Source organism: Streptosporangium sp. NPDC048047 (genome assembly GCF_040653115.1).
GTDB lineage: Bacteria > Actinomycetota > Actinomycetes > Streptosporangiales > Streptosporangiaceae > Streptosporangium.
Map to the genome: position 1 here is coordinate 59,527 of NZ_JBEZNH010000031.1, position 23,619 is coordinate 83,145.

The window sequence follows — 23,619 nt, forward strand, 5'->3', positions numbered from 1 at the left end:
CCACTCCTTTGATCAAGTGAGCGGCATGATCGCAGTAGTCACCGACAAAAGGCTGGCCCCAGCCGGTCACCCCTGCCCGGGGGCCTCCCGCGCGGCGGCGAACCGGCGGAGCGCGTCGAGGGCGGACAACCCGTAGGCGTCCTCGACGGCGTCCGCCAGCAGGTGGCACATCCGGAACCTGTCGAGCGGGGTCAGGCCCATCCGCGTGAGGTGCAGGTACGTGTAGTTGAGCAGCACCCGGTAACGCAGGAAGGCGGGGTCGGCGAAGACCTCCTCGTGGTAGGCCGGGCTGTCGAAGATCAGGCGCTGCAGTTCGCTCGGCTCCCGCCGCGGCACGGGCAGGTCGCCGAGCCGGGCCTCGAACGCCTCGCCCGGCCTGGTCGTCGGCTGGGCCAACCGGCCGTCGTCCATGAGCTCGCCCGCCCGGACGCGGTAGCGCTCCAGCAGCGCGGCCCACTCCCGTACGAACGGGACGGGCGGGGCCGCCGGGTCGTCGAGCGCGGCGACCGCGTCCCGCACCCGCGCCGTCAGGGCTTCGCGCCGCTCCCGGAAGTCGCGTTCGAAGGCGTCCCGCGTGGCCGCGGGATCGGCCGCCCAGGTGATGAACCCCTCCGCGTGCATGCGGAACGAGAGGTAGCTGCGGGTGATGGGGTGCGAGGTGTGCGCGACGGTCAGCATGAGGTTCAGCGCGAGACCCTGCCTGCCGTCGTGACCCGCCCGCACGTGGTCGAGCATGGCGAACAGCAGCGGCGTGCTGTCGGCGTAGAAGGCGGTGAGCAGCTCCACCGCCTCGTCGCTGCCGAGGACGTGCCGCCGGGAGTCGTACGGCGCGTCGCGGATGGAGTTGTCGGGCGGCCACGGCGTGAGCGGCCCGTGCTCCTGCTCGCGTAAGGCGAGCAGGCGGTGCCTGGCCAGGCTCTCGTCCGGGTCGAGCCGGACCGTGGAGGGATGCTCCCGCAGGTAGGCCCCGACGACCTCGTCGATCCTCGGGCGCACCACCTCCTCCCAGACCCGCGGCGCCGCCTTCACGTTGATCCGCAGGTGGGGGCCCTGCCTCCAGTGGCGCAGCACGTACGCCGCCTCCACCCGGCCGCGCAGCCCGTCGAGCAGCGGCCGTACGGCGTCGAGCAGCAGGCCGTCCTTGTCCGGGGCGTGGTAGTGGACGTGGACGCAGTGCCAGGTCGCGGGGGCGTCTTGGGCGGGTGAACCGGTCAGGGGGACCACCTCCGGGAGCCGGCGACGCCGGCGAGGTCGGTGAGGACACGGGCGAGGAGGAAGGACACGTGGTGCTCGGTCCCGGCGCGCAGCCCCAGCCGGTTGCAGAACAGGTGGGCGCAACGCATCAGGATCAGCGGCACCGTGCGGCGTCCGGGCGGCGCCGCCAGGGCGAGGAACGCGTGCGGGGAGCCCGGGTCGGACGGCTCGCACCTGCCCGCGGCGTGCAGCGCGGTGAGATCCTCGCGCAGGGCGCGCACGGACGACGTCCACGTGCCGAGCAGGCCCCCGGGCTCGGAAAGGTCCCACAGCCCGCGTGTCTGGGCGAGCAGCGCCTCCCTGCGGCGCAGCCAGTCGTCCTGCCCGCCGGGTATCTCGGGCCGCCGGCCCGTCTCCCGCGCCGCCTGGGCGAACGCGTGCGCGGCGGCGGGCAGGTCGGGCTCGCACGCCGCGAGCGCGAGGGTCAGCGCGGCGAGGCAGATCGCGGCGCGCCGCTCCATCGGCGTGCCGGCCGCCAGCACGTCGAGCGCGAGCGCGCTGGACACCGTGAAGTGCCGCTCCGCGGCGGCGACGCACGCGGCGTCGCCGTAGGCGGCGTGTTCGGGCCGGTAGGCGATGAACTCCACCGAGTCCGCCGGGCGCAGCCGGTCGTCGTACCGCTCGCGCCGCTCACCCCTCGCGACGGCCGCCGCGAAGGCGCGGTACGCCTCCGGGTCGACCGGGGGAGAGGGATGCGCGGCGAAGTGGGCCGCCGCCCGCTCCCGTACGAGGCCGCGGACGCGCGGCGCCCGCGAGGGGTCGGGCACCTCCAGGCGCAGCCGCACGTGCTGGCCGCCCTCCCAGTAGCGGAGGAAGAAGTGGCCGCGCAGCGTCCCGTCCGCCGCGAGCTCCCGCACCACGGGGTCCACGACGCCGGTCACCAGGGCGTCGAGGTCGCCGGAGTGGAACAGGTGGGCGCTGACCCACCGGTCGCCGGCGTCGGGCCGCGGCGCCGTCATCGGGCCGTCCCCGCCGAGAGCTGGACGACGTACTCGGTGACCCGCCTGCCGTCGCCGTACAGGGGGGCGTCGGAGGGGTCGGGCAGGGCCTCCTCCAGCACCACCAGCGCTCCGGGGTCGCGCAGCGAACGCAGGAACCCGGTCAGCAGCAGCGGGTCGGTCACGTCGACGTACATCGGCTTGCGGTCCTTGCTCAGCAGCCCGACCAGGAGACCCTCCCCGAGCCCGACCACCCGCGCGAAGAAGCGGCGGGGCACGCCGTGCAGCGCCAGCCACCCGGCCAGCCGCGGCAGGTAGACGGCCTCGTCCTCGCCTTTGGCCGGCACGGGGAAGCCGTCCGCCCGCAGGCGCCAGGCCGCCCGGGCGACCGTGACCCGCCCGACGTCCATCCGGGGCCAGCGCTCCACCTCCCCCTCGGCCGGAACCCCGCCCCGGGTGCGGAACACCCAGCCGGGCACCATCGCCGTGGACGGCTCGCCGAACGCCCGCACGAGGAACTGCAGCCACGGCGGCAGCCAGTGCTGCGCGGTCATCCCCAGGTGGACCGGCCGGACCGCACGGCCCTCCCCGTCGAGCAGCGCCAGCCGGTCGCGGCCGGGGTCGTGGCCGACCACGAGGTCCGCGGGGGATAGGGCCGGCAGCGCGGCGTCCCCGTGCGCGAAGGGGTGCTCCAGGGCCAGGTCGGCCGTCGCGGGGCGCACGTTGAGCCCGCCGCCCACCAGTCCCCGGCACTCGGCCACCAGCACGTCGCCCTGCCCGGCGCGCAGCCCGGCCGCGGGCGGGACGTCCCCTCCGGCCAGCGCGACCAGCCGGTGCAGCCGCGACAGCCCCCGGCCGTACCCCGCCGAGACCGAGTTGACGACCGCCCGCACGCCGTCCGCACCGTCCGGTACGGCCTGCAGGTAGCAGCAGACCGACCCGGGCGGCTGGACGAAGCGCGGCCACGAGGCGGCCATGGCCGCCAGGCGGGCGGGCGCGACTCCGGCCACCCTCTCCCCGGGCGAGGGGCCGGCGTCCGCCAGCTCCCAGAACGCCCGCCGCAGCTCCGACAGCTCGCGCAGTCCGTCCGGGGTCTCCTCGCCGGGCACGGCGCGCGGGGCGGCCACGGGGTTGCGCAGCATGCCGCGCAGCACCGCCCCGCCCGCCCCGGGGCCTCCCGAATGGATCTCGCGGTAGAGGTCCAGGGCGGGGATCCGGGCGCCGGGGCCGTGCCGGTCCAGGAAGAACGCGGTGGCGGCGATCTTGACGGGCAGGTCGGGATCGAAGAGGCCGAGCAGGCGGCGTACGGTGTCGAGGTCGTCGCACACCCCCCGCCAGGCGGCCGCGCCCAGCCGGGCCGCGACGCCGGGGATCACGGCGCTGTGCCACAGCAGGTTCCTGTCGGGCAGCGACGACTCCGGGGGCAGCACCTCCTCCAGCGCCTCGCGCACCACGGCGTGCTCCCGCCGCGGGGACGCGGACGCCTCCCCCGTGGCCTCCCGCAGCGTCTCGGCGATCCGCCCGACCGCGGCCGTGTACGGCGCCGCACCGCCCTCGGCGCCGTTCCCGGAGCCGCCCGCCGCGCCGTCCCCGACGCCGTCGCGGGCTTCGTCCCCGGCCAGCCAGGACGCCAGGTCGCCCACCGGGTCGGCCGACTGCTCGTCGTAGGGCGGGAGCAGCTCCAGCAGCCCCGCGTCGACCAGGGGCTCGATCCCGGGGGCCTCCGCGAGGGTGGGGAAGGCGCGTCCGCGGACCCAGTCGAGGGCCCGCCGCACATCGGGACCGGCGGCCACGCCGGACAGCGGCTCGTCCGTGCCCGGGCCGAGGAACCAGATGCGGCTCCCGTCGTCGCGGGCGGAGGGGTTGACCCGCAGCCGCGCCCGCTCGCGCACCGCCCGGTGCCGGGTGAGCGCGGACCACAGCGGGCGCAGGACCGCCCGGTCGAGCTCGGCGACGACGTGCCAGGACGGCTCGCCGCCGGTCCGCACGGCGGGACCGCGCTCCGTCCACCGGCCGAGCCCGCTGAGGGCGAACGTGGCGTACGGGCTGGTCTTGACGGTCGCCCGTGCGACGTACCTGGCCAGCCGCAGCAGCTCCTGCCGGTCCGGCGGGCGGTCCGCCGGGCCCGCCAGCCACGCGTCGAGGCGGGCGGCCAGCACCGGGCTGCCCAGGGCGAGCCCGTGCCGGAAGCCGGGGTCGGCCACCGCCGAGCGGAGCAGGGCCGTCCTCTCCCGCGTCTCCTCCGCCAGTACGGCGGGCAGCGCGGCCCGCAGCGCCGTCTCGCGGTCCCTGCGGGCGGTCCACTCCCGGACCCGAGTGGCGAGTTCCTCCGGGAGGGCGGCCAGCACCTCGGCCGAGGCGGCCCGGGCCGACGGGCGGCGCCCGGAGAACACGGCGCGCCGCAGCGCGACGAGCCCGGCCCTGAGCGGTCCGCCCGCGGTCCGCCCGATCACGTCGTGCAGCGGGCCGGACAGGTCGGCGCCCTCCCGCCGCAGCCACGCCGAGGTGTCCGCGATGTCGTCCACGACCTCCCAGGCGCGGGTGCAGCGCATCCGGTCGAGGCCCGCCAGGGGCAGTCCCGCGACGCGGACCGCGAAGATCGGGGACACGGCATAATCGCGACCGGCGAGCCGTACGGGATCGCCGCCCCCGGCGGCGGCCCGCGTCGCTTGAGTCCGTGTCGCATGGGTCCGCGTGACATGAGTCAAGGAACGCGCTCCTCGTGTGGTTCGCCGGGAGGCCGAGGGCGCCCGTGCGGTGGGCGCCCTCGGCCCCGCTCATCTCACCGGCGTCCGCGTGGGCTCACCGGTCCTGATCGTCGCCGGGGCTCGCGGTCCCGGCGTCACGGGTCCTACAGCTCGGGCGCCCAGCAGCTGGTGGCCGACAGGTAGGACGAGCAGTAGCCGGCGGCCGAGGAGGCGCCCGTCTCGACGGCGCCGTGGCCCTCCGCCACGATGGAGTCGGCGGAGAGCACGTCGATGGAGTCGACGTCGAGGCCGCGCAGGTCCAGCTTCAGGTTGTCGGACATGTATGTGTCTCCTTCTTGAAAATGAGGTAACCGCTTCTCACGTGCCGTACCGGCCGTGACCCCACGGGTCACGGCGTCACCGGATGGGTGGGCCTCACCTCCTCGGGCAGGACGGGCGGGATCCCGCGGGCCACGAGGGGCCCGCTGGTCAGGGGCGTGCCCATCGCCAGGAAGGACAGGCTCCGCAGCGGAGTGCCGGCGATCCCGAGCACCTCGTCCGTGGTGTCGTTCGCGCCGTCGGAGTGGATGCGCGCGGCCAGGCCGAGGGCCGTGGCGGCCAGCGTCGCACACTGGACGACCAGGCCCGCTTCGGCCTGCTGAAGGCGGTACCAGCGGTCGCCGTACGGTCCGGCGCCCGCCAGGGGGTCGCCCACCGGCACGAGCACGGCGGCCGCCCCGCGCAGGGCGGTCCGGGTGTTGGCCAGCAGGCGCCCGGTGACGAGGGCGTCCAGGCGGTCCGGGCCCGCGACCCGCCGCAGCGCCCGCGGGCCGGGGTCGTACCGGTAGGCGCCGCGGGGCAGTCCGTCCACGCGCAGCGACAGCAGGCAGAGGGCGGTCGCCACGGGCCCGTCCCCGGCTCCCGGCAGGTCGGCGGGGTAGCCGCCGCCCGCGGCCGCGAGGATCGCGCCGAGCAGGTCCGGACGGAGGGGCACCGGGCGGTACCCGGCCGGCGGGGACGCGCGCCGCGGCACCCCCTCCGCCGGGCGCGCCCCGGGAGCCGGTTCCGGGAGGGGGACGGCGGGACCGTCCTCCACCGGGGGCCGCGGACGGGGGAGGGAGCCGGACGGGAGGTGGGCGGCCACGGTCGCCCGGTGCAGGGCCGAGGCGGGGCCGTCGGGCATCGGCAACGGGACGGGCGCGCTCTCCGCCGCGATCGGTCCTTGTCGGATCACGGGTCCTTCCCCGGTCACCGGCCCCTCTCCGGCCCCGGGTCTCCCCGCGGCCGCCGGCCGTGACGGCTCACCGGGGACGCCCGTCCCCGCCGGCCGTGACGGCCCGCCGGGGGCGCCCGTCCCCGCCGGGGAGAGCGACGTGAGCGTGAGCACGGCCATCGCGGCCTCCCGCACGCCGTCGAGCCCCAGCAGGCGGTCGACCTCCCCGTCGGGGAACCGCAGATGGGCGCGGGCCGTCACGCTCAGCCGCCCGGCGACGGCGAGCGCCTGGGCGACGAGCACGCCGGTCTCCTGGCACACCAGGCGGTAGCCGAAGTCGCCGTACTTGAACATCGACCGCCAGAAGACCGCGGACAGCACGAGCGTGACGTCCGACGCCGGCGCGTCCGTGAGCGACCCGGTGAGCGACGGGGTGTGGTCGCCCTCCCGCACGCGCTCCAGCGCGTGGTGGACCGGGTCGTAGTGGTACAGCGCGGCGGGGAGTCCGGGTACGCGGGACTCTCCGGCGGCGACGTACGCCTCGATCGGGTAGAGCCCGCCTCCCGACGGCGCGGGGCGGCCGAGGAGGAAGGCGGGAGGTCCGCCCAGCGGGGCGCCGTCGTCGTCCAGCCGGTGGAGCCACACGAGCCTGGCGAGACCGAGCAGCTCCCGCAGGAGCTCGCCGAGCAGGCCGAGGGGCGTGTCGTCCCGGGTGGCCCAGGGCAGGACGATCCGCTCGGCGCCGGGGTAGCGCTTGTGCCTGGTCGGGGCGTTGGCCCAGTCGATGGACAACGGGCCCCGGTTCCGCATCGCGGCCAGGTAGCGGCGGGTGGCGTCACCGGGCGCGTCCGCGGTCGTGGTGCCGTGCATCCGGTCTGCCTCGCTTCCTTCGTCGGTCGTGCGGATCGGGCCGTGCGGATCCGGGGGAGAGGGGGCCGTCACGGGAAGGGGTGGGGGTGGGGGTTGAGCTGGTCGGGCCGCAGGTCCTCGTCCCGGTGGCCGAGCAGCCGGGGCAGGGACAGCAGCCGCGGCAGGCCGTGGGTGCGCCGGTACCGGTGGCCGAACGTCATCGGCATCGCCCCCGGCACGATCACCTTGGCGCAGGAGAAGCCGGCGGCGCGGGCCTCGGGGGAGGTGATGTCGACGGCGACCACGTCCAGGCCGCTGGCCAGGTACCGCCCGGCCAGCTCCGCGAGGTCCGCCGTGAGGTCGTCGTGCTCGGGCCACGCGAGTCGTGCCGTCACCTCCGCGACCGTCAGCGCGGGCCCGCCGACCGGCAGGAAGTCCAGACGTCCGGCCGCCTCCGGATGGCCGTAGAGCAGGGGATGGTGCTCCAGGAGCCGGACCTCGTCCGGGTCGGCCGCGAGCCGGGCCGCCTCGGCCGGGTCGTACCGTTCGACGTGCCCCTCCAGCATCGGGCCGAGGTCGTCGAGCGCCCGCCGCAGCGCCCGCTCCGGATCCAGGCCGGCGGCGGTTCCGCACAGCGCGCGCGGGCGGCCGGGCCGGCCCGTCGCGTCGACGGCCATCACCCAGAACACCGGCACCCGCTGCTCCAGCATGGCGACGAACGCGTGGACGTCGTAGCCCAGCCGGTCCCGTACGCGCTGGGCGAGCATGGGGACGCGCCGGTCGGACGCCGACGCCAGGTCGACGCGCGGGATGGGCATCCGGGCGTACCACGTGGTGAGGAAGGCGTCCCGCTCGCCCACCTCCAGCAGGCCGTGCAGGATCGCCTCGGCGGGGTGACCGCCGAGGGCGCACCCGTTGGAGCACTCGTAGGCGAACCCCAGGTCGTCCGCCGGCCGGGGACCGAAGTAGGCGTAGCTCTCCGGCACCAGAACCGGCTCGTCGCGCCGGAACGAGTACGCCCACACCCACGCCGTGGGCCGTTCCGGGTGGAAGCGGGTGAACCAGAAGCCCGGCCGGTCGTACCAGTCGTCGGGGTAGAGGCCCAGCGTCCTCGGGTCGACCGCCCGGTCGGCGACGTCGGCGTACGCGGCGCGTACGGCGGTCCGCCGCCCGCGCGGGTGGATGCCGGCGATCCGCTCCAGGGCCTCGGCCACCGCGGTCGCCCGCGCCGAGGCGAAGTCGTCGCTGCGGCCGTACCCGTGGTGGCTCTCGTGCGCGGTCCTGGCGGGGCTGAGCCGGGCGACGGCCATGGCGCCGCCGCCGCGCTCCTCCGTGACCAGGGCCTGGACGATCCCCGTCTCGGCGTCCACGAACCGCCTCTCCAGGTCCGCGGCCCTGCCGCTGATGCCGCCCACCCTGAACGCCCCCGGATGCGGTTTCCGCGCCACCGTGGGGACGTAACGGCCGGCCTCGGGCCCGTCGTCCGGCCGGGCGCCGCAGTCCGGGCACAGCGGGTCGGGCAGGAAGGCGTGGCGGCGCACCGTGCCGGTCGGCACATGGATCCGCAGCAGCGCGCCCGCGGTCCGGGCGGATGCGGGATCGCTCCGCAGGCGGTCCACCTCGTCGGCCACCAGCGCGGCGACCGTCTTGGTGACCAGCGGCGTGAGGAGGGAGGAGGGCCTGGTGTCCAGCTCCGCGCCGTACCGCTCGCGCAGTGCGTCGCGTCCGATCGCGTCGGACCGGTTGCCCCTCCGTCGCCGGGTGACGCAGGTCGGGCAGCCCGGACGGGACGGGCGCACCGCCGGACCGGCCAGCACCCAGCCGGCGTCCACCCGGACCGGCAGCCACGGCACGCCACGCCCGGCCGCGCGCCGCGCCACCGAGGGGTACGGCCGCACGTCGTCGGCGTCGCTCGCGACGACGATCACCCCGCCGGGGCCGGCGGACCCGGCGGCGGCCAGGGCCGCGCTGATCGCGGCGTGCAGCCTGCCCGTCCCCAGCACGGTCACGGGGTCCGGCGGCCCGGCGGGGGCGGCCGGCGGCGGGGTCCCGGTCATCGAGGTCTCAGTCATCGAGGAGCACGACCTGTGCGACGTAGGGGAGCAGCCCGGCAGCCGCGGGGTCGTGGTCGAGCGGCACCACGACCGGCACCGCGCCCGCCGCCCGCAGGGCGCCCGTCATCACCCGTACGGCTTCCGCGGCGTCACCCGGGGGAGCCCACAGCGGCCGGGCGTCCGCGTACGCGCTCTGTCCCGTGGTCCGGGCCTGGACGCGGAGCAGCAGCCGTTCCAGCCCCTCCCGCAGGGAGTCGGGAGCCGTGCCGGCCGCGGACACGAGGACCGGCCCGCCGGGGGCGATGCCCGGGACGGTGAGGGAATGGGCGGGCACGCCCAGGACGGACGTGCGCTCGCGGACGTCCGGCGGTTCACCGGCCAGCGCGAGCTGCCGCGCCGCCGTCTCCGTCCCGGGGCCGCCGGGAAGGGCCGACGTGAGGGCGGATGCGAGGGCGGGCGGCACGTGCGTCTCCGCGGCCGGGCCCTCGGCCGTCCGGCCGGCCAGCAGGGTCTCGCAGTGGGTGCGCAGACCGGCCGCGACCGCCTGCGCCCAGCTCAGGCCGGCACCCGCGCCGTCGGGGGCCCGCAGCGCGCCGATGGCGCCGGTGAGCCGGAGGGACGCCGCCGGCACCGCGCGCGGCCGGCCGCCCGGCAACTCCACGCCCCACAGGACGTCGCCGGCCCGGCCGGCCGCCGCGAGGACGCCGTAGGTGGCGAGCGCGGCCAGCAGGCAGCGCAGGCGCGCCGACCGCCGGTCCTCGCCCCAGCCGACGACCTGAGGGGGCGGCGCCCAGCGCGGCAGCGCGCCGAACGGATCGGAGACGGTGGCCTGGCAGACCGACAGCGGGGTCTGCGAGAGTCCCTGCTCGTCCAGCGTGCCGAGGATCCCCAGCCGGGGATCGACCACCCGCGCGGCCTTCTCCAGTAGCGCGCCGGCCTCCACCGGCGCTCCCGACGCCAGCGACTCCACCGCGGCCCGCGCCGCCTCGGCGCCGCGGGCCGTACCGGCCGCCGCGCGGGGGTGGGGGGCGAACCGGTGCGGGACGGCGTCGAGGTTGCGCAGGTCGACCCGGGTGAGCTCGGGCTCGGTGCCGGCGCCGGTGGCGTCGAGGCCGGTCAGATGGGAGAAGCAGGCCAGCGTCAGCATGGAGGCGATCACCGGGGGCACCGGGCCCACGAGCAGGTCCTCGCCGGAGTGGGGCGGGGTCGCCGCGGGCAGCCCGGTCAGGCGGCGCCAGCCCGACTCCACGGACGTCACCGACGGTCCGCCCACCCGGCTGAGCCACACCTCCGTGGCACGGACGAGGGCCTGGCCCACGACGACGCCCGCCTCCTCGCAGGCGCGGGCACCCGCCACGAGGGCGCCGGCGTCCGTGCCGACCTGGAGGAGGACGTCCGCGTCCCGGCTGATCACATCGGGCAGGGCGGCGGCGGCGACGACGCGTATCTCCTGCTCGGGGTCGCGGCGGGCGGCGTCCGCGGCCCGGGTCATCGAGGCGGAGTCCGAGCAGGCCACGGTGATCCGCCGCCAGCCCGACCCGGCGCACGCCTGGAGCAGCGCCATCGGCAGCGGGCCGTCTCCCGCCAGCACCAGCCGGGAGCGGCGGAGCCGCTCGAACCGCCATTCGGGGGAGTCGAGCACGTAGCCGATGAAGGCGATCTCCTCCGCGTACGTGCGCCGCTCGGCCTCGCTCAGGCCGTGGGGGCGCGCCTGCCGGGCGTCCACGACGAACCGCTGCTCGGCCAGCCGCCGCACCAGGCCCTCGACCATGTCGCGCTTGTCGTCGGGAAGCGGTGCGGTCAGCTCCGCCAGGGTGTGCTCCCCGGTGAGCGCGGGAGCCAGTCTGCTGAGCCAGGCGTGCGCCTGACGGCCCCGGAACGTGCACGATCCGTAGTCGCTCTGCACGTGGACTCCGTCCGGGCATTCGACGAAGCGAACGTCGTCCCGTAGTCGAGGTCTCATGGCTGAATCGGTTTGTGGGAGCGCTCCCATGAAGCCGATGTTAAAATCCGATTCGGGTTATGTAAAGCACATATTTCTCTTTTTTAAGTCGTCGTTTCTGTGTAGAATCCCGCGATTCCCGGCAATGTGATTACGGAGCGCGACCATTCCTGTGCGGCTGCCGGGTGATTCGGGAAAGCCGTTATGCGGAATACGGCGTGTATTTATCGGCGACGGCATGGGAACGCATCCCGGGCTCGGCGCGATATCGGATCCGGCGGTCGCCCCCGTCTTCCGCGGGGCCCCGGAGTCGTGCCCGGTGGACGTGAGGTCATGAAGGGGGCGTCGGCCTCCGGGGAGGCCGTCCCGCGTGACGGCCGGGTCGTGTCCGTCCCGGCGGCCGGGACGGACACGACCCGCCCGCCGGCGGCGTCGGCGGGCGCCTGGAGGGGAAGGCGGCCGAAAATTTTCGCCGTCGACCAGAACGCCGGCCCGTGACACGGGCATGTCCGGCGGTGACGGCGGGGGATCCCGTGAGGCGACCGGAACCGCGGGCTCTGCGCTGCGGATCGCCCGCTCCCCGAGGCCGTAAGCGATCTGCGCGACGGTGGGCGGCTGTGGCGTTCCGGATGGCCGGGCCGGCCCTCCCGTCGCGGTCACGTCCGCGGGCCGACGCCGGGACCGCTCCGAGGTGCTCTGAAACTTTCATTATTACTACGAAAGTTTATTGACGGGTCCAGGGCTCGCACCTAGGGTTCCGAGTTAACGATCCGCAGGGCGCCGGAAACCCATTGAAGATCATTTTTCGGCGCGGTCCCGCCGGCGCCGCGGCCCCGAGCGCGTCCGGAGGGACCGTGCCCCTCAGGTGACCTCCTTCGCCGCGGTCCCGGCGCCGACCCCTAGGAGCACGCATGGAACGCACCCCCCACTCCGGACGCCGTACGGTCGGGCTCACCGCCGGGTTCGCGGCGGCCGCGGCGGTCCTGTGCGCCGGCGCCCTGACCGCGCCGGCTCACGCGGACTCCACGCTCGGACAGCTGGCGGCCGCCAAGGGCCTGTACTTCGGCTCGGCCACCGACAACCCCCACCTGTCCGACACGGCCTACAAGCAGATCCTGAGCAGCGAGTTCGGCCAGCTCACCGTCGGCAACACGATGAAGTGGCAGTACACCGAGCCGTCGCAGGGCCGGTTCGACTACGAGCAGGCCGACGCCATCGTCGCCCTCGCCGAGGCCAACGGCCAGACCGTCCGCGGTCACACCCTCGTCTGGCACAACCAGCTGCCCGACTGGGTCGCCGCCGTGCCCGCCGACCGGCTTCCGGGCGTGATGCGCGACCACATCACCGACGAGGTCACCCACTTCAGGAACCGGGTCGTCCACTGGGACGTGGTCAACGAGGCGTTCGAGGAGGACGGCTCCCGGCGGCAGACCGTGTTCCAGCAGAAGATCGGAAACGGCTACATCGCCGAGGCGTTCAAGGCGGCGCGGGCCGCCGACCCGAACGTCAAGCTCTACTACAACGACTACAACATCGAAGGCGTCGGCCCGAAGAGCGACGCCGTCTACGAGATGGTGAAGTCGTTCAAACAGCAGGGCGTCCCCATCGACGGCGTCGGCATGCAGGCGCACCTGATCCTCGGGCAGGTTCCCGCCACGATGCAGCGCAACATCCAGCGCTTCGCCGACCTCGGGGTGGACGTGGCCGTCACCGAGCTCGACATCCGCATGGACCTGCCCCGCACCGAGGCCAAGGACACCCAGCAGGCCGGTGACTACAGCGCGGTCGTCAAGGCGTGCCTGGCGGTCTCCCGGTGCGTGGGCATCACCGTCTGGGACTTCAGCGACAGGCAGTCCTGGGTGCCGTCCGTCTTCCCCGGCCAGGGCGCGGCCCTGCCGTACGACGAGAACTACGCCAAGAAGCCGGCCTACCACGCGATCGCCGCCGCGCTGGGCGGCACGGGCGGGCCCTCCCCGACGCCCGGCACGGGCACGTGCTCGGCGTCCTACAGGGTGACGAGCCAGTGGCAGGGCGGGTTCACCGCCGAGGTCACGGTGCGCAACACCTCCTCCGGCCCGCTCGGCGGCTGGGCCGTCACCTGGACCTTCCCCGACGGCCAGAGGATCGCCAACCTGTGGAACGGCGAGGCGACGACCACCGGGTCGTCGGTCAGGGTCCGCAACGCGGGCTACAACGGCGCGCTCGGCGCGGGTGCGTCCACCTCGTTCGGGTTCCTGGGCTCCTCCGCGGGCGCCGGCCGCGTCCCGTCCGACATCGCCTGCGACAGACCCTGAGGGAACAGGACCCGAGTGACAGGACCTGAGGAACGGGACCCGAGGAGAGGAGCGAGATGACATCCGTGGACGCCCCGAGCACCGCGCCCTGGCGGGACGCCGGACTGCCCGCCGGTGAGCGTGTGGAGGCCCTGCTGGCCGAGATGACGCTGGAGGAGAAGGTCGCCCAGCTCGGATCCGTCTGGCTGAACCCTCCGTCCGCCGGCCCCGGGGCGGCGGACGAGGGGGCCGCCTGGCCGGGCGTCCCGGCGACCGGCCAGGAGACGGCCGCCGGGAACACCGCCGGGAACACCGCCGGGAACACCGCCGGGAACACCGCCGGGAACGTCGCCCCGCTGCAGGACCGGTTCGCCCAGGACGACGTCGATCTGGACGAGCGGATCCGCGGCGGAGTCGGGCACCTCACCCGGGTCTACGGCACGAGCCCCGTCAGCCCGGCCGAGGGCGCGGCCCGGCTGCGGAGGCTCCAGGAGCGGGTGGTCGCCGCCAACCGGCTCGGCATCCCCGCGATCGCGCACGAGGAGTGCCTGACGGGATTCGCGACGTACGGCGCGACCGCCTACCCCACGCCGCTGGCCTGGGCCGCCGCCTTCGACCCCGCCCTGGTCGAGCGGATGGCCCGGGCGATCGGGGAGGACCTGCGCTCGGCCGGCGTCCACCAGGGCCTGTCGCCGGTCCTCGACGTCGTACGCGACCACCGGTGGGGCCGGGTGGAGGAGACGCTCGGCGAGGACCCCTACCTCGTCGGGCAGATCGGCGCGGCCTACGTGCGCGGCCTGGAGGGCGCCGGGATCATCGCGACGCTCAAGCACTTCGCCGGGTACTCCGCCTCCCGGGCGGGCCGCAACCACGCCCCGGCCGGCATCGGCCCCCGGGAGATGGCCGACGTGATCCTCCCGCCGTTCGAGACGGCGATCCGCGAGGGCGGCGCCCGGTCGGTGATGAACTCCTACGCCGACGTCGACGGCGTGCCGGTCGCCGCCGACCCGGACCTGCTCCGGCGGGTGCTGCGCGACCGGTGGGGGTTCGACGGCACGGTGGTGGCCGACTACTGGGCGGTTCCGTTCCTCGCCACGATGCACCGCGTCGCCGAGGACGAGGCGGACGCCGGCGCGATCGCGCTGCGCGCGGGCATCGACGTGGAGCTGCCCGACACGGTCTGCTACGGCGCCCGCCTGGTGGAGCGGGTGCGGGCCGGCCGGGTGGAGGAGTCGCTGGTCGACGAGGCGGTGCGCCGGGTGCTGCGGCAGAAGGTCGAGCTGGGCCTGCTGGACGACGCGCCCCTCGTCCCGGAGGACGCCGGCGCCGCCGACCTGGACGGCCCCCGCAACCGTGACCTGGCCCGCGCCCTCGCCGAGCGGTCCGTCGTGCTGCTGAGCGACCCCGCCGGGGTCCTGCCCCTCGACGCCGGGACGACCGCGCGGATCGCCGTCGTCGGCCCGTGCGCCGACGACCCGCGGACCCTGCTCGGCTGCTACGCCTTCCCCAACCACGTGCTCGGCCGCTTCCCCGGCCACGGGATGGGCCTGCCCGTCGCGACCATCCGGGAGAGCCTCGCGTCGGAGTTCCCGGATGCGGACCTGGGGTACGCGCGCGGCGCGGAGGTGTCCGGCGACGACACCTCGGGGATCGCCGGGGCCGCCGCCCTGGCCGCCGCGTCCGACCTCGTGCTCCTGTTCGTCGGCGACCGGGCCGGGCTGTTCGGCGACGGCACCTCCGGCGAGGGGTGCGACGCCGCAGACCTGCGCCTGCCCGGCGTCCAGCCGGAGCTCGCCGAGGCCGTCCTGGCCACCGGGACGCCGGTCGTCCTGGTCGTCGTGTCCGGACGGCCGTACGCGCTGGGCGCCTACAGGGACAGGGTCGCCGCCGCCGTCCAGGCGTTCTTCCCCGGTGTGGAGGGCGGCCCGGCCGTCGCCGGCGTGCTCAGCGGCCGGGTGAACCCCTCGGGCCGCCTGCCCGTGCAGGTGCCGGCCTCGCCCTCCGTCAACCCTTCGACCTACCTCCAGGCGCCGCTGGGCCTGCGGACGGACGGCGTGTCCGTGCTCGACCCGACACCGGCGTTCCCCTTCGGGCACGGCCTGTCGTACACCGCCGTCCGGTACGGCGCGCTCACCGTCGCAGCGCCCGCCTGCCCGACGGACGGGGTCGTCCAGGCCCGGGTGACGGTCGCCAACGGCGGTGACCGGCCCGCCGAGGAGGTGGTGCAGCTGTACGCCTCCGACCCGGTCGCGCGGGTGGCCCGGCCGGTCGCGCAGCTCGTCGGCTTCGCCCGGGTGGCGCTCGAACCGGGCCGGACGGCCGAGGTGGTCTTCGACGTGCCGGCGGACGCCTTCTCCTACACCGGCCCCGACCTGCGCCGCGTCGTCGAGCCGGGCGTGATCGAGCTGACCGCCGGTCCTTCGGCGGCCGACCGCCCTCTGCGGGCCGAGGTCCGGCTGACCGGCGGGACCGTCGTCCTCGGCGCGGACCGCCGCCTGACCACGCCCGCCCGCGTCGAAGGGCTCAGCGCTTCGGCGGAGCCGTGCTTCCCCGGACCGTGAGGGTGGTCGCGATCTCCAGGCCGACCTGCGTTATCTCCTCACCCCGCCCGAGGGACAGCGCCAGTTCGGTCGCGGCGGCCGCCATCTCGCTCAGCGGCTGGTGAACCGTGGTCAGGGGCGGATCGACCCAGGCCACGACCGGCAGGTCGTCGAAGCCCACCACGCTCAGATCTCCGGGGATGGAGAGTCCCAGCTCGCGGGCGGCCTGGTAGACGCCGAGCGCCTGCAGGTCGTTCGCCGTGAAGACGGCGGTGGGCCGGTCGGGCCGGGAGAGCAGGCCGAGCGCCGCGGTACGGCCGTCCTCGCGGGTGAGGAGGGTGCGGACCACGGGGGCGGGATCGGCGGGCAGACCGGCCTCGGCCATCGCGGAGAGGTAGCCCGCCACCCGGGCACGGCAGAACGGGTGGTCCGGGCCACTGATCATGGCGATTCGGCGGTGCCCCAGCTCGACCAGGTGCCGGGTCGCGGCCCGGCCGCCCCTCCAGTTGGTGGCGCCCACGAACGGCACGTCGTCCGGCAGCTCTTCGCTCGGGTCGAAGACGACGAACGGGATGCCCTTCGCCGTCAGCTGGTCGCGCTCCTCCGGTGAGAGCTGTGCCACCGACAGGACGCACCGGGGACGGCGTCCGACCGTGTCGTCGATGGACATGGGCGACGAGTCGTGGAGGCCGAACTCCGAGACCATGACCCCGACGCGGTTCTTGCGGGCCACCCGCTCGACCCCGCGGATGATCTCCACGGCCCACATGCTCTCCAACTCGCGGAACACCAGTTCCACGATGTTGTTCCGGCTGCTCGATGCGGGCTTGCGGTAGCCGTACCGGTTGATCAGTCCTTCGACCCGGGCACGGGTCTGGGCCGACACCCCGGAGCGGCCGTTGAGCACCTTCGACACGGTGGGGACCGAGACCCCGGCGGACTCGGCGATGTAGGCGATGGTGACCGATCCCGGCCCGCCGCCTCGTGAGCTCTGCTCGTCGGCCGCGGGTTCGTCCGATCGGTTGTCCGTCACATTCGCCCTTCCTCGTCGACGGCGAGCCCGCGCGTCGCCGTCCGCCGGGCCCGCCCGGCCTTCTCCAGGGACATTCTGGCATCCGCGCCGACGGCGGGGAGGTCGTCGGCGCGGCGGCGCTATGGCCGCCTGCAACCTGGTCAACGGCCGGCCCTGCCACGTCCACGGCGACGACGGCGCGGCACCGTCCGGCAGGCTGCGCGAGGCGCTCGACCGGGGTTCACAGGTGATCACCGGTCGAGGATGTACATAATACGAATTACGTATGCGCGAACCCGTACACTTGAGACGTGACGACCCTCCAGGAGGCCCGGTGACCGCCGCGTTCTCCACATCCGACCGCGCCGTCAACGCCTCCGGCGACCCACTGGAGGCCCCCGGGCCCCGGCGCCCCCGGCGGCTGGGCGACACCGTCGTCGCCTCCCTCGTCGACCGCATCGTGTCGGGGGCCTACCCCGTGGGCGCCGTGCTCCCGACCGAGCCCGAGCTGTGCCGGGAGTTCGGCGTCTCCCGGACGGTGGTCCGCGAGTCGGCCAAGCTCCTGGAGGCGAAGGGCCTGGTCAAAGCGGTCCCGGGCCGGGGGACCCGGGTCCTGGAGCCCATCGGCTGGAACCTGCTGGACCCCCTCGTCCTGAAGGCGCAGATCCGGCACGACAGCGACCTGTCCATCCTCGACGACCTCGTCAACGTCCGGGCGGCGCTCGAGTGCGACATGGCGGCGCAGTGCGCGCGCGTGATCACACCGGCCCAGGCCGAGGCGCTGAGCAGGCAGGCGGACGTCCTCGCGGCGAGCCTGCACGACCCGCCCCGCTACGCCGCGGAGGACGTCGCCTTCCACGAGATGATCATGATCGTCTCCGGCAACCGTCTCGGCCACGCGATCATCCACGGCATCCACGCCAAGGCGCGGCTGTCGAGCCGGTACAACGGCGACCCCGACGGGGACGAACTCGCCCAGTCGCTCGCCGAGCACCGGCAGATCGAGTCGATGATCCTCCAGGGCGACGCCCTGGGAGCCGCGGCCGCGATGCGCGTCCACATAGCGGGCTCATGGGCCAGACGCCGCCCCGGCGTACGCGGGGCGAGGGGCGGGAAGACCGCCCCCTGAGACGGCGCTCCCGGGACGGCGCTCTTGAGACGGCGGTCAGGAGGCCGCGGTCCCGGGACGGCCGTCCCGAGACGGCGGTCACCGGGAGCGCGCGGGCACGCCGGCGCGGCCGTCCCGGTGCGCGTCGTCCTGGTATGCGCTGTCGCGGTGCGCGCCGACCGGCTGTGCGCCGTCGGGGCGCGGGCCGTCCGGGACGAGACGCAGGCCCGCCCGGCCGGGGCGGACATGGGGCCCGGCGGTCGCGGCCGGCGGGTCGGCGGCCCGCACGGCGCGGATGTGCTCCTCGTCCACCCGGATGCCGAGCCCCGGCTCGTCGCCGAGGACGATCCCGCCGTCCTGGAACTCCTGGTCGACCTCCAGCCCGATGGGAGCCGAGAGGTCCTGGACCTCGAACGCCAGATGGTTCGGGACGGCCACGGCGGCGTGCGCCACCGGGTTGGCGTGGTACGCCACCGGGCTCACCGGCAGGTCGCGGCCGTGGGCCACCGCGGCCACCCGCAGGAAGTGCGTGATGCCCCACACGTTGCCCACCTGGACGACGTCCACGGCGTCGGCGTCCAGCAGCGGCCGGTACTGCTCCAGACCGGTGAGGTTCTCCCCGGTCGCCACCCCGGCGCGGATGCCCCGCCGGACCGCGGCGAGCCCGGCCGCGTCCCACCTGCGCACCGGCTCCTCGATCCAGGCGAGGTCCACCACGCGCTCCAGCGCCGAGACGAACCGTACGGCCTGTGAGCGGTTCCACGACTCGTTGGCGTCGAACATGAGGGCCGGGTGGGCCGAGTTGCGCCCGAGAACGTCCCGCAACGCCTCCAGTCGCCGCAGGTCGTGCCCGAGGTCCCGGCCGCCCTTGAGCTTTCCGGCGCTGAAACCCCGGTCCGCGAAGCGCTCGTACAGGCCGACGAGGGCGTCGTCGTCGAGTGCGATGTCCAGCCCGGAGGCGTAGCCGGGGACGAACCGGTCACGGCCGCCGAGGGTGCGCCAGAGCGGCTCGCCGGCCGCCTTCGCCTTGAGGTCCCAGAGCGCCATGTCGATCGCGCCGATCGCGCCGAAGGTCGCACCCGAGTGACCGGTTTTGAAGACCCGGTCGATCATCCGGTCGTAGAGCGCCGGGACGGCCCGCGGGTCCTCGCCCTCGACGGCGCCGAAGACGCGGTCGATGTCGCCGTGCGCCCCGAGCCCGACGCCTTCGAGGCCGCCGTCGGTCTCCAGGATCAGCACGTGCACGTCGGTGTGCGGCCCCGGCATGACGCCGTTGGCGTCGCCGATCGGCCGGCCCCAGTCGTGCGCCGTCGTCAGGCTGCGGTAGCCGGTGACCTTCACTGGTACTCCTTCGTGGCAGGGATTCGACTCACTCCTTGGTGCCTCCGGCCGTCATGCCCGCGACCAGGAAGCGCTGGGAGAAAAGGAAGACGACCAGCACCGGCAGCACCGACACGACGGTCGCGAGCGCGAGCGTGGGCAACTGCACGGACTGGGCCCCCGCGGAGCTCGGGTTGAACGCCGGGGTCGAGGCGAGCAGGGAGGTCAGGCCGACCTGGATCGGATACCCCTCGCTGGAGGGCAGCATCACGAAGGGCAGGAAGAAGTTGTTCCAGTTCTGCACGAAGCTGAAGAACGCGACCAGGGCGACGATCGGCGCGGCCAGCGGCAGCGCGACCCTTCCGAACACCTGGGCCTCGCTGCATCCGTCCAGGCGCGCCGCCGCCAGCAGGTCGCGCGGCACGCTGGTGGAGAAGTAGATGTAGGTGAGGTAGACCCCGAAGGGGAAGAACGACATCGGCAGGATCACCGACAGCGGGCTGCCGATCAGGCCCGCCGCGTTCAGCTCCAGAAAGATCGGCAGCACCAGCGCGGTGTTCGGGATCAGCATGACGATCAGCGTCAGCACCAGGAGCAGCCGCCGGAACCGGAACTCCGTCAGGGCCATCGCGTAGCCCGCCGGGATGCTCGCGACGAGCGTGATGACGAGCGCGCCCAGGGCGTACAGCGCCGAATTGCCCACCCACGCGGTCACCGCGCCGTCCTGGAAGCCGAACAGCTGGTCCCAGTTGGCGGCCAGGTCGCCGAGGCCGCCGGGCCGGAACGGGTTCCCGACGATGAGTCCGCGTGCCGACTTCGTCGTCGCCAGCAGCAGCCAGACGATCGGTATGGCGAAGAACAGCACGAAGACCGCGACCACGACCGCGATGATCGTCCGGCCGCTCCAGCCGCTGAGGCCGTCGCGGCGTTCCGCGGCCCGGCCCATGTCCGTTCTCGTCATGGTCTCAGTCCCTCTCGAACAGGCCGCCGCGCGTCACGAAGACGGCCGACAGCGCGAGGGCGATGAGGAGCAGCAGCAGGGAGATCGCCGCCGCTCCGTTGAAGTCGTCCTGCTGGAACGCGTACTGGTAGGCGAGCTGGTTGAGGGAGTAGTCGTTGGGCACGACCGCGTTGCTGGCCTGCGAGAGCAGCTGCGGCTCGACGAACAGCTGCGTGCCGGCGGCGAGCGACATGATCCCCATGTACGAGATCCACTTGCGCAGCAGCGGCAGCTGGACGCGCCAGGCGATCTGCGCGGTGGTGGCGCCGTCGATGCGCGCGGCCTCGATGACGTCGGCGCTGATGTTGTTGAGCGCGCCGTACATGATGACGACCCAGCCGCCCGCGCCGGTCCAGAACGCGATGATCGCGAACACCGGGGGCAGGTTCGCCGGCACGATGACCTGCACGAAGCTGGAGAAGCCCAGCAGGTGGAGCAGGCCGCTGACCGGGCTCGCGGCCGGGTCGAGCACGAACAGCCAGAGCAGCACGCTCGACGCGCCCGCGAGGGCCCCGGGCAGGTAGAAGACGAGGCGGAGCGCCCGGCTCAGCAGGCGCACCCGGATCGTGTGCACGACGAGGGCCAGGAACGAGACCAGCACCACCAGGGCCACCAGCCAGATCACCAGGTAGAGCGAGACGTGCGCGACGGCGGGCAGGAAGCGGAAGTCGCCCACGACCCTGGTGAAGTTGGCGAGCCCCGCGAAGCCGCCGTCGCCGTCGGTGAACGCGAGGTAGACGGCGTAGAGGGCGGGAAGGACGCCGAACGCGGCCACCAGCACCGCGTAGACGGCGACGAAGCCGTAGCTCATCGCGCTCCGGTCGGCGCGCCCGCGGTCACCCCGCCGCTCGCGGGGTGCGGTCACCGCGCGGGCGGCCTCGTTCACGGCTGTCACGTCACTTGACCGTGTAGCCGTTGACCTGGGCCTGGTTCTTGATCGCGGTCTCCCACTCGGGGAGCAGATCGACCAGGCTCCTGCCCTCGGCGATGGCGGGGGTGACCGTCTTGGCCCAGATCGCCTCCTGGCTGAAGATCCCGGAGCCCCATCCGCTCCAGATCTGCGATCCCGCCTTGATCAGCGCCTGCAGGTCGGTGGCGTAGTAGCCGCTCGACTCCTGCTTCTTGACCCACTTGTCCGCGGCGGGGGCGTAGGCCGGGTATCCGGGTGCGACGTTCACCTGGTAGTCGTCGGCCGTCGTGACGAACTCGACGAACTTCGCGGCCGCCTTGAGGTTCTTGGAATGGCTGCTGACGAACCAGGTGCCGCCGCCGACGTTGCCGGTCACGGCGCCGTCGCCCTGCCACGCCGGCGGCGCGCCGACGCCGAGCCGGCCGGCCGGGACGTCGAGCGACTGCGGGTTGTTGAAGATGGCGCCCGCGTACCACGCCGGGCCCGGCATCACGAGCACCTTGCCGGAGTACTTCTTCACGAACTCGGGGGTGAAGACGCTCACGTTGGGCGTGGTGCCGTTCCTGATCAGGACGTCGAGCATCGACGCGGCCCGCCTGCACTCCGTGGTGCCGGTGGCGACCGTCACCGAGGCGGGGCCGGTGATGCCGTTGGCCTGGCACTTGCTGCCCCAGAAGTAGACCTCCGGGGTCCAGGGGTCCCCGGTGGTGCCCACGATGTAGCCGGGGTGCTCCTTGGCGGCCTTCTCACCGAGCGCCTGGTACTCCTCCCAGGTGGTGGGTACGGAGTAGCCGAACTCGTCGAGCAGGCTCTTGTCGTACCAGAGCACCGCCTGGGCGAGGTCGTTGCGCAGGCAGTGGACCTTGCCCTCGACGGTGCACGGGGTCAGCGAGCCCTGGGTGAAGGAGCCGAGCGTCTTGTCCGGGACGAGCCCGCCGTTCAGCACGGCCGCGAACGCCTGCTTGCCGTTGCTCTTCCGGCTCGCCCACGCCGCGTCGTTGTTCTGCGTCGAGAACACCACGTCGGGCCAGCCCTTGCCCGCCCGGTCGAAGAGCTGGACCTTCGTCCGGAACGAGTTGGAGCCGTTCGCCGAACCGTCGTACGTGACGACGTCGATCTTCACACCGGGGTTGGCCTTCTTGAAGGCGTCGGCCGCGCCCACCCGGTCGGAGTCCACCCAGACGGTGATCGGGGCCTTGTCGTCCTGCTCGGCCTGCGGGAAGCCGTAGGAGCCCGCCGAGGTTCCGCCGTCGGCGGCGCAACCGGCCAGGATGAGGGCGATGGCCGATGCTCCCGCGCCGCTGATCGCGCGCACCCATGGGCCCGCTCGTCCGGCGCGTGTGAAACGGGACATGCTGGAGTCCTTTGTTCTGTCGCTACCTGGCGACGGGGGGGATTGGGGAAGAAAATATGGCATACGTATTACGTGCGCAAGGGTCTTCGCCGCGGCCGGGACGGATTCCGGGTCCGCAGCCGGGGCGGAGCCGCTCCCGGGGCGTGGCTCGTATGACGTCGTGTCGACAACCGGTCACCACGGCGGCGCCGACGGTCACCGGAGCCCCCCGCCCCGGCCGCCGCCGTGCCCGGACCGGGCCTGTCCTCGTCATACGTCTCGAACCGCCTGGGAGCGGCGCGGCCTGCGGGGCCATACTTCTTACTGGGATCGCGAGAGAGGGAACACGGTGACCGACGCCCCGCGTGAGAGCGGATACCGGCCGGGTTACGAGGTGGCCGCGGAGCAGGTGCTGGAGCTGATCGTCCGGCTGGACCTGCGTCCGGGGGACCGGATGCCGACCGAGAACGAGCTGGCCGCGCAGCTGGGCACCAGCCGTACCGTGGTGCGCGAGGCGGTGAAGATCCTGTCGGCGCTGGGCCGGGTGCGGGCGCAGAAGGGCCGCGGCCTGTACGTGGCCGACGGTGAGGGGATGCTCGGCACGGGGCGGTGGGCGTCGTTCTTCCTGCCGGCCGACCTCGACCACGTCTACATGCTGTTCGAGTTCCGCCGGGCGCAGGAGATGGAGACGAGCCGGCTGGCCGCCCACCGCGCCACGCCGGTGGAGCTGCGGGCGATCGAGGAGGCGGCCGGGATGTGCCGCCAGGGGCTGGAGACCGGGCGGGCGGAGCTGTTCAACGACGGCGACGACGCCTTCCACACCGCTGTCGCCGCGGCCTCGCACAACGTGTTCCTGCAGATCGCGGTGCGTGAGGCCCGCCGGTTGCAGGGGCAGTCCACCATCATCGGGATGCGCGGCTCGATGGGCGGGCACGCGGCCAAGGCGGTCGAGGAGCACGAGGCCATCTGCCGGGCCATCCGCGCCGGTGATCCCGAGGCGGCCGCCTGCGCCGCCGCCGCGCATGTCGACAACACCCTCGACGACTACCGCAGGGAGATCCAGCAACGTCTCTTCTCCTCCGAGTGACCCCGCGGCGGACCCTGCGGCCCCTGCCGACCCTGCGGACCCGCGGGTGGCGCCGCGGGCGATCCGGCGGGTGGCCCCCGGCCCGCGCCCCGGCCCGCC

16 protein-coding genes are annotated in these 23,619 nt (G+C 74.4%); 4 read left to right on the forward strand and 12 right to left on the reverse strand.

What is annotated here, in order from left to right; all coding sequences use genetic code 11:
• Nucleotides 1-66 precede the first annotated feature (66 nt).
• The 7 genes from AB0D67_RS24525 to AB0D67_RS24555 form a co-directional block, all read right to left on the reverse strand.
• Nucleotides 67-1,224 (reverse strand): thiopeptide maturation pyridine synthase, encoded by a 1,158-nt coding sequence (locus AB0D67_RS24525; RefSeq protein ID WP_362940085.1) that lies wholly within the window; start codon nt 1,222-1,224, stop codon nt 67-69.
• Complete coding sequence (locus tag AB0D67_RS24530) at nt 1,212-2,213, reverse strand: lantibiotic dehydratase C-terminal domain-containing protein (RefSeq protein WP_362940088.1); 1,002 nt, start codon at nt 2,211-2,213, stop codon at nt 1,212-1,214. The genes AB0D67_RS24525 and AB0D67_RS24530 overlap by 13 nt, the downstream gene beginning before the upstream one ends.
• Nucleotides 2,210-4,801 carry a lantibiotic dehydratase gene (locus AB0D67_RS24535; RefSeq protein ID WP_362940091.1) on the reverse strand — a complete coding sequence of 864 codons (2,592 nt, stop codon included), beginning with the start codon at nt 4,799-4,801 and terminating at the stop codon, nt 2,210-2,212. The genes AB0D67_RS24530 and AB0D67_RS24535 overlap by 4 nt, the downstream gene beginning before the upstream one ends.
• A 242-nt stretch (nt 4,802-5,043) precedes the next feature.
• The gene (locus tag AB0D67_RS24540; RefSeq protein ID WP_362940094.1) at nt 5,044-5,220 is read right to left on the reverse strand and encodes a hypothetical protein; all 177 of its coding nucleotides are present in this window, start codon (nt 5,218-5,220) and stop codon (nt 5,044-5,046) included.
• 68 nt (nt 5,221-5,288) lie between these two features.
• Complete coding sequence (locus tag AB0D67_RS24545; RefSeq protein ID WP_362940097.1) at nt 5,289-6,962, reverse strand: SagB family peptide dehydrogenase; 1,674 nt, start codon at nt 6,960-6,962, stop codon at nt 5,289-5,291.
• A gap of 68 nt (nt 6,963-7,030) precedes the next feature.
• Nucleotides 7,031-9,013, reverse strand: coding sequence for a TOMM precursor leader peptide-binding protein (locus tag AB0D67_RS24550; RefSeq protein ID WP_362940100.1), 1,983 nt, complete (start codon nt 9,011-9,013; stop codon nt 7,031-7,033).
• On the reverse strand, nt 9,006-10,901 hold the full coding sequence (locus AB0D67_RS24555; protein WP_362940103.1) for a hypothetical protein: 1,896 nt from the start codon (nt 10,899-10,901) through the stop codon (nt 9,006-9,008). The genes AB0D67_RS24550 and AB0D67_RS24555 overlap by 8 nt, the downstream gene beginning before the upstream one ends.
• 947 nt (nt 10,902-11,848) lie before the next feature.
• On the opposite strand from AB0D67_RS24555, the gene AB0D67_RS24560 reads away from it, so the two are divergent.
• Both AB0D67_RS24560 and AB0D67_RS24565 read left to right on the forward strand, forming a co-directional pair.
• The gene (locus tag AB0D67_RS24560) at nt 11,849-13,231 is read left to right on the forward strand and encodes an endo-1,4-beta-xylanase (protein ID WP_362940106.1); all 1,383 of its coding nucleotides are present in this window, start codon (nt 11,849-11,851) and stop codon (nt 13,229-13,231) included.
• Nucleotides 13,232-13,287: 56 nt separating this feature from the next.
• Nucleotides 13,288-15,771 (forward strand): glycoside hydrolase family 3 N-terminal domain-containing protein, encoded by a 2,484-nt coding sequence (locus tag AB0D67_RS24565; RefSeq protein ID WP_362940110.1) that lies wholly within the window; start codon nt 13,288-13,290, stop codon nt 15,769-15,771.
• Here the strand turns inward: AB0D67_RS24565 and AB0D67_RS24570 are convergent.
• Nucleotides 15,734-16,783, reverse strand: a complete 1,050-nt coding sequence (locus tag AB0D67_RS24570) for a LacI family DNA-binding transcriptional regulator (protein ID WP_362940113.1) — start codon at nt 16,781-16,783, stop codon at nt 15,734-15,736. The genes AB0D67_RS24565 and AB0D67_RS24570 overlap by 38 nt on opposite strands.
• 313 nt (nt 16,784-17,096) lie before the next feature.
• Here AB0D67_RS24570 and AB0D67_RS24575 point away from each other — a divergent pair, with 313 nt between their 5' ends.
• The gene (locus AB0D67_RS24575; RefSeq protein WP_362940116.1) at nt 17,097-17,891 is read left to right on the forward strand and encodes a FadR/GntR family transcriptional regulator; all 795 of its coding nucleotides are present in this window, start codon (nt 17,097-17,099) and stop codon (nt 17,889-17,891) included.
• Nucleotides 17,892-17,969: 78 nt separating this feature from the next.
• Here AB0D67_RS24575 and AB0D67_RS24580 read toward each other — a convergent pair whose 3' ends face one another.
• Genes AB0D67_RS24580 through AB0D67_RS24595 form a run of 4 tightly spaced genes read right to left on the reverse strand, consistent with a single transcriptional unit; the run spans nt 17,970 to nt 22,454 of the window.
• Entirely contained in the window at nt 17,970-19,211 is a 1,242-nt protein-coding gene (locus tag AB0D67_RS24580) for a mandelate racemase/muconate lactonizing enzyme family protein (protein ID WP_362940119.1), read from the reverse strand.
• Between the two features lie 28 nt (nt 19,212-19,239).
• Complete coding sequence (locus AB0D67_RS24585) at nt 19,240-20,151, reverse strand: carbohydrate ABC transporter permease (protein WP_362940122.1); 912 nt, start codon at nt 20,149-20,151, stop codon at nt 19,240-19,242.
• Nucleotides 20,152-20,155: 4 nt separating this feature from the next.
• Nucleotides 20,156-21,085 carry a sugar ABC transporter permease gene (locus AB0D67_RS24590; RefSeq protein ID WP_362940125.1) on the reverse strand — a complete coding sequence of 310 codons (930 nt, stop codon included), beginning with the start codon at nt 21,083-21,085 and terminating at the stop codon, nt 20,156-20,158.
• A 1-nt stretch (nt 21,086) separates the two neighbouring features.
• The gene (locus tag AB0D67_RS24595; RefSeq protein ID WP_362940128.1) at nt 21,087-22,454 is read right to left on the reverse strand and encodes an extracellular solute-binding protein; all 1,368 of its coding nucleotides are present in this window, start codon (nt 22,452-22,454) and stop codon (nt 21,087-21,089) included.
• A 328-nt stretch (nt 22,455-22,782) separates the two neighbouring features.
• Between AB0D67_RS24595 and AB0D67_RS24600 the strand changes: the two genes are divergently transcribed.
• The gene (locus AB0D67_RS24600; protein ID WP_362940131.1) at nt 22,783-23,520 is read left to right on the forward strand and encodes an FCD domain-containing protein; all 738 of its coding nucleotides are present in this window, start codon (nt 22,783-22,785) and stop codon (nt 23,518-23,520) included.
• Nucleotides 23,521-23,619: the final 99 nt, after the last annotated feature.

Coding starts and splice junctions, on each gene's coding strand:
- AB0D67_RS24530 (WP_362940088.1), bottom strand. CDS start 2,213: ATGACGGCGCCGCGGCCCGACGCCGGCGACCGGTGGGTCAGCGCCCAC.
- AB0D67_RS24540 (WP_362940094.1), bottom strand. CDS start 5,220: ATGTCCGACAACCTGAAGCTGGACCTGCGCGGCCTCGACGTCGACTCC.
- AB0D67_RS24545 (WP_362940097.1), bottom strand. CDS start 6,962: ATGCACGGCACCACGACCGCGGACGCGCCCGGTGACGCCACCCGCCGC.
- AB0D67_RS24550 (WP_362940100.1), bottom strand. CDS start 9,013: ATGACTGAGACCTCGATGACCGGGACCCCGCCGCCGGCCGCCCCCGCC.
- AB0D67_RS24560 (WP_362940106.1), top strand. CDS start 11,849: ATGGAACGCACCCCCCACTCCGGACGCCGTACGGTCGGGCTCACCGCC.
- AB0D67_RS24565 (WP_362940110.1), top strand. CDS start 13,288: ATGACATCCGTGGACGCCCCGAGCACCGCGCCCTGGCGGGACGCCGGA.
- AB0D67_RS24585 (WP_362940122.1), bottom strand. CDS start 20,151: ATGACGAGAACGGACATGGGCCGGGCCGCGGAACGCCGCGACGGCCTC.
- AB0D67_RS24595 (WP_362940128.1), bottom strand. CDS start 22,454: ATGTCCCGTTTCACACGCGCCGGACGAGCGGGCCCATGGGTGCGCGCG.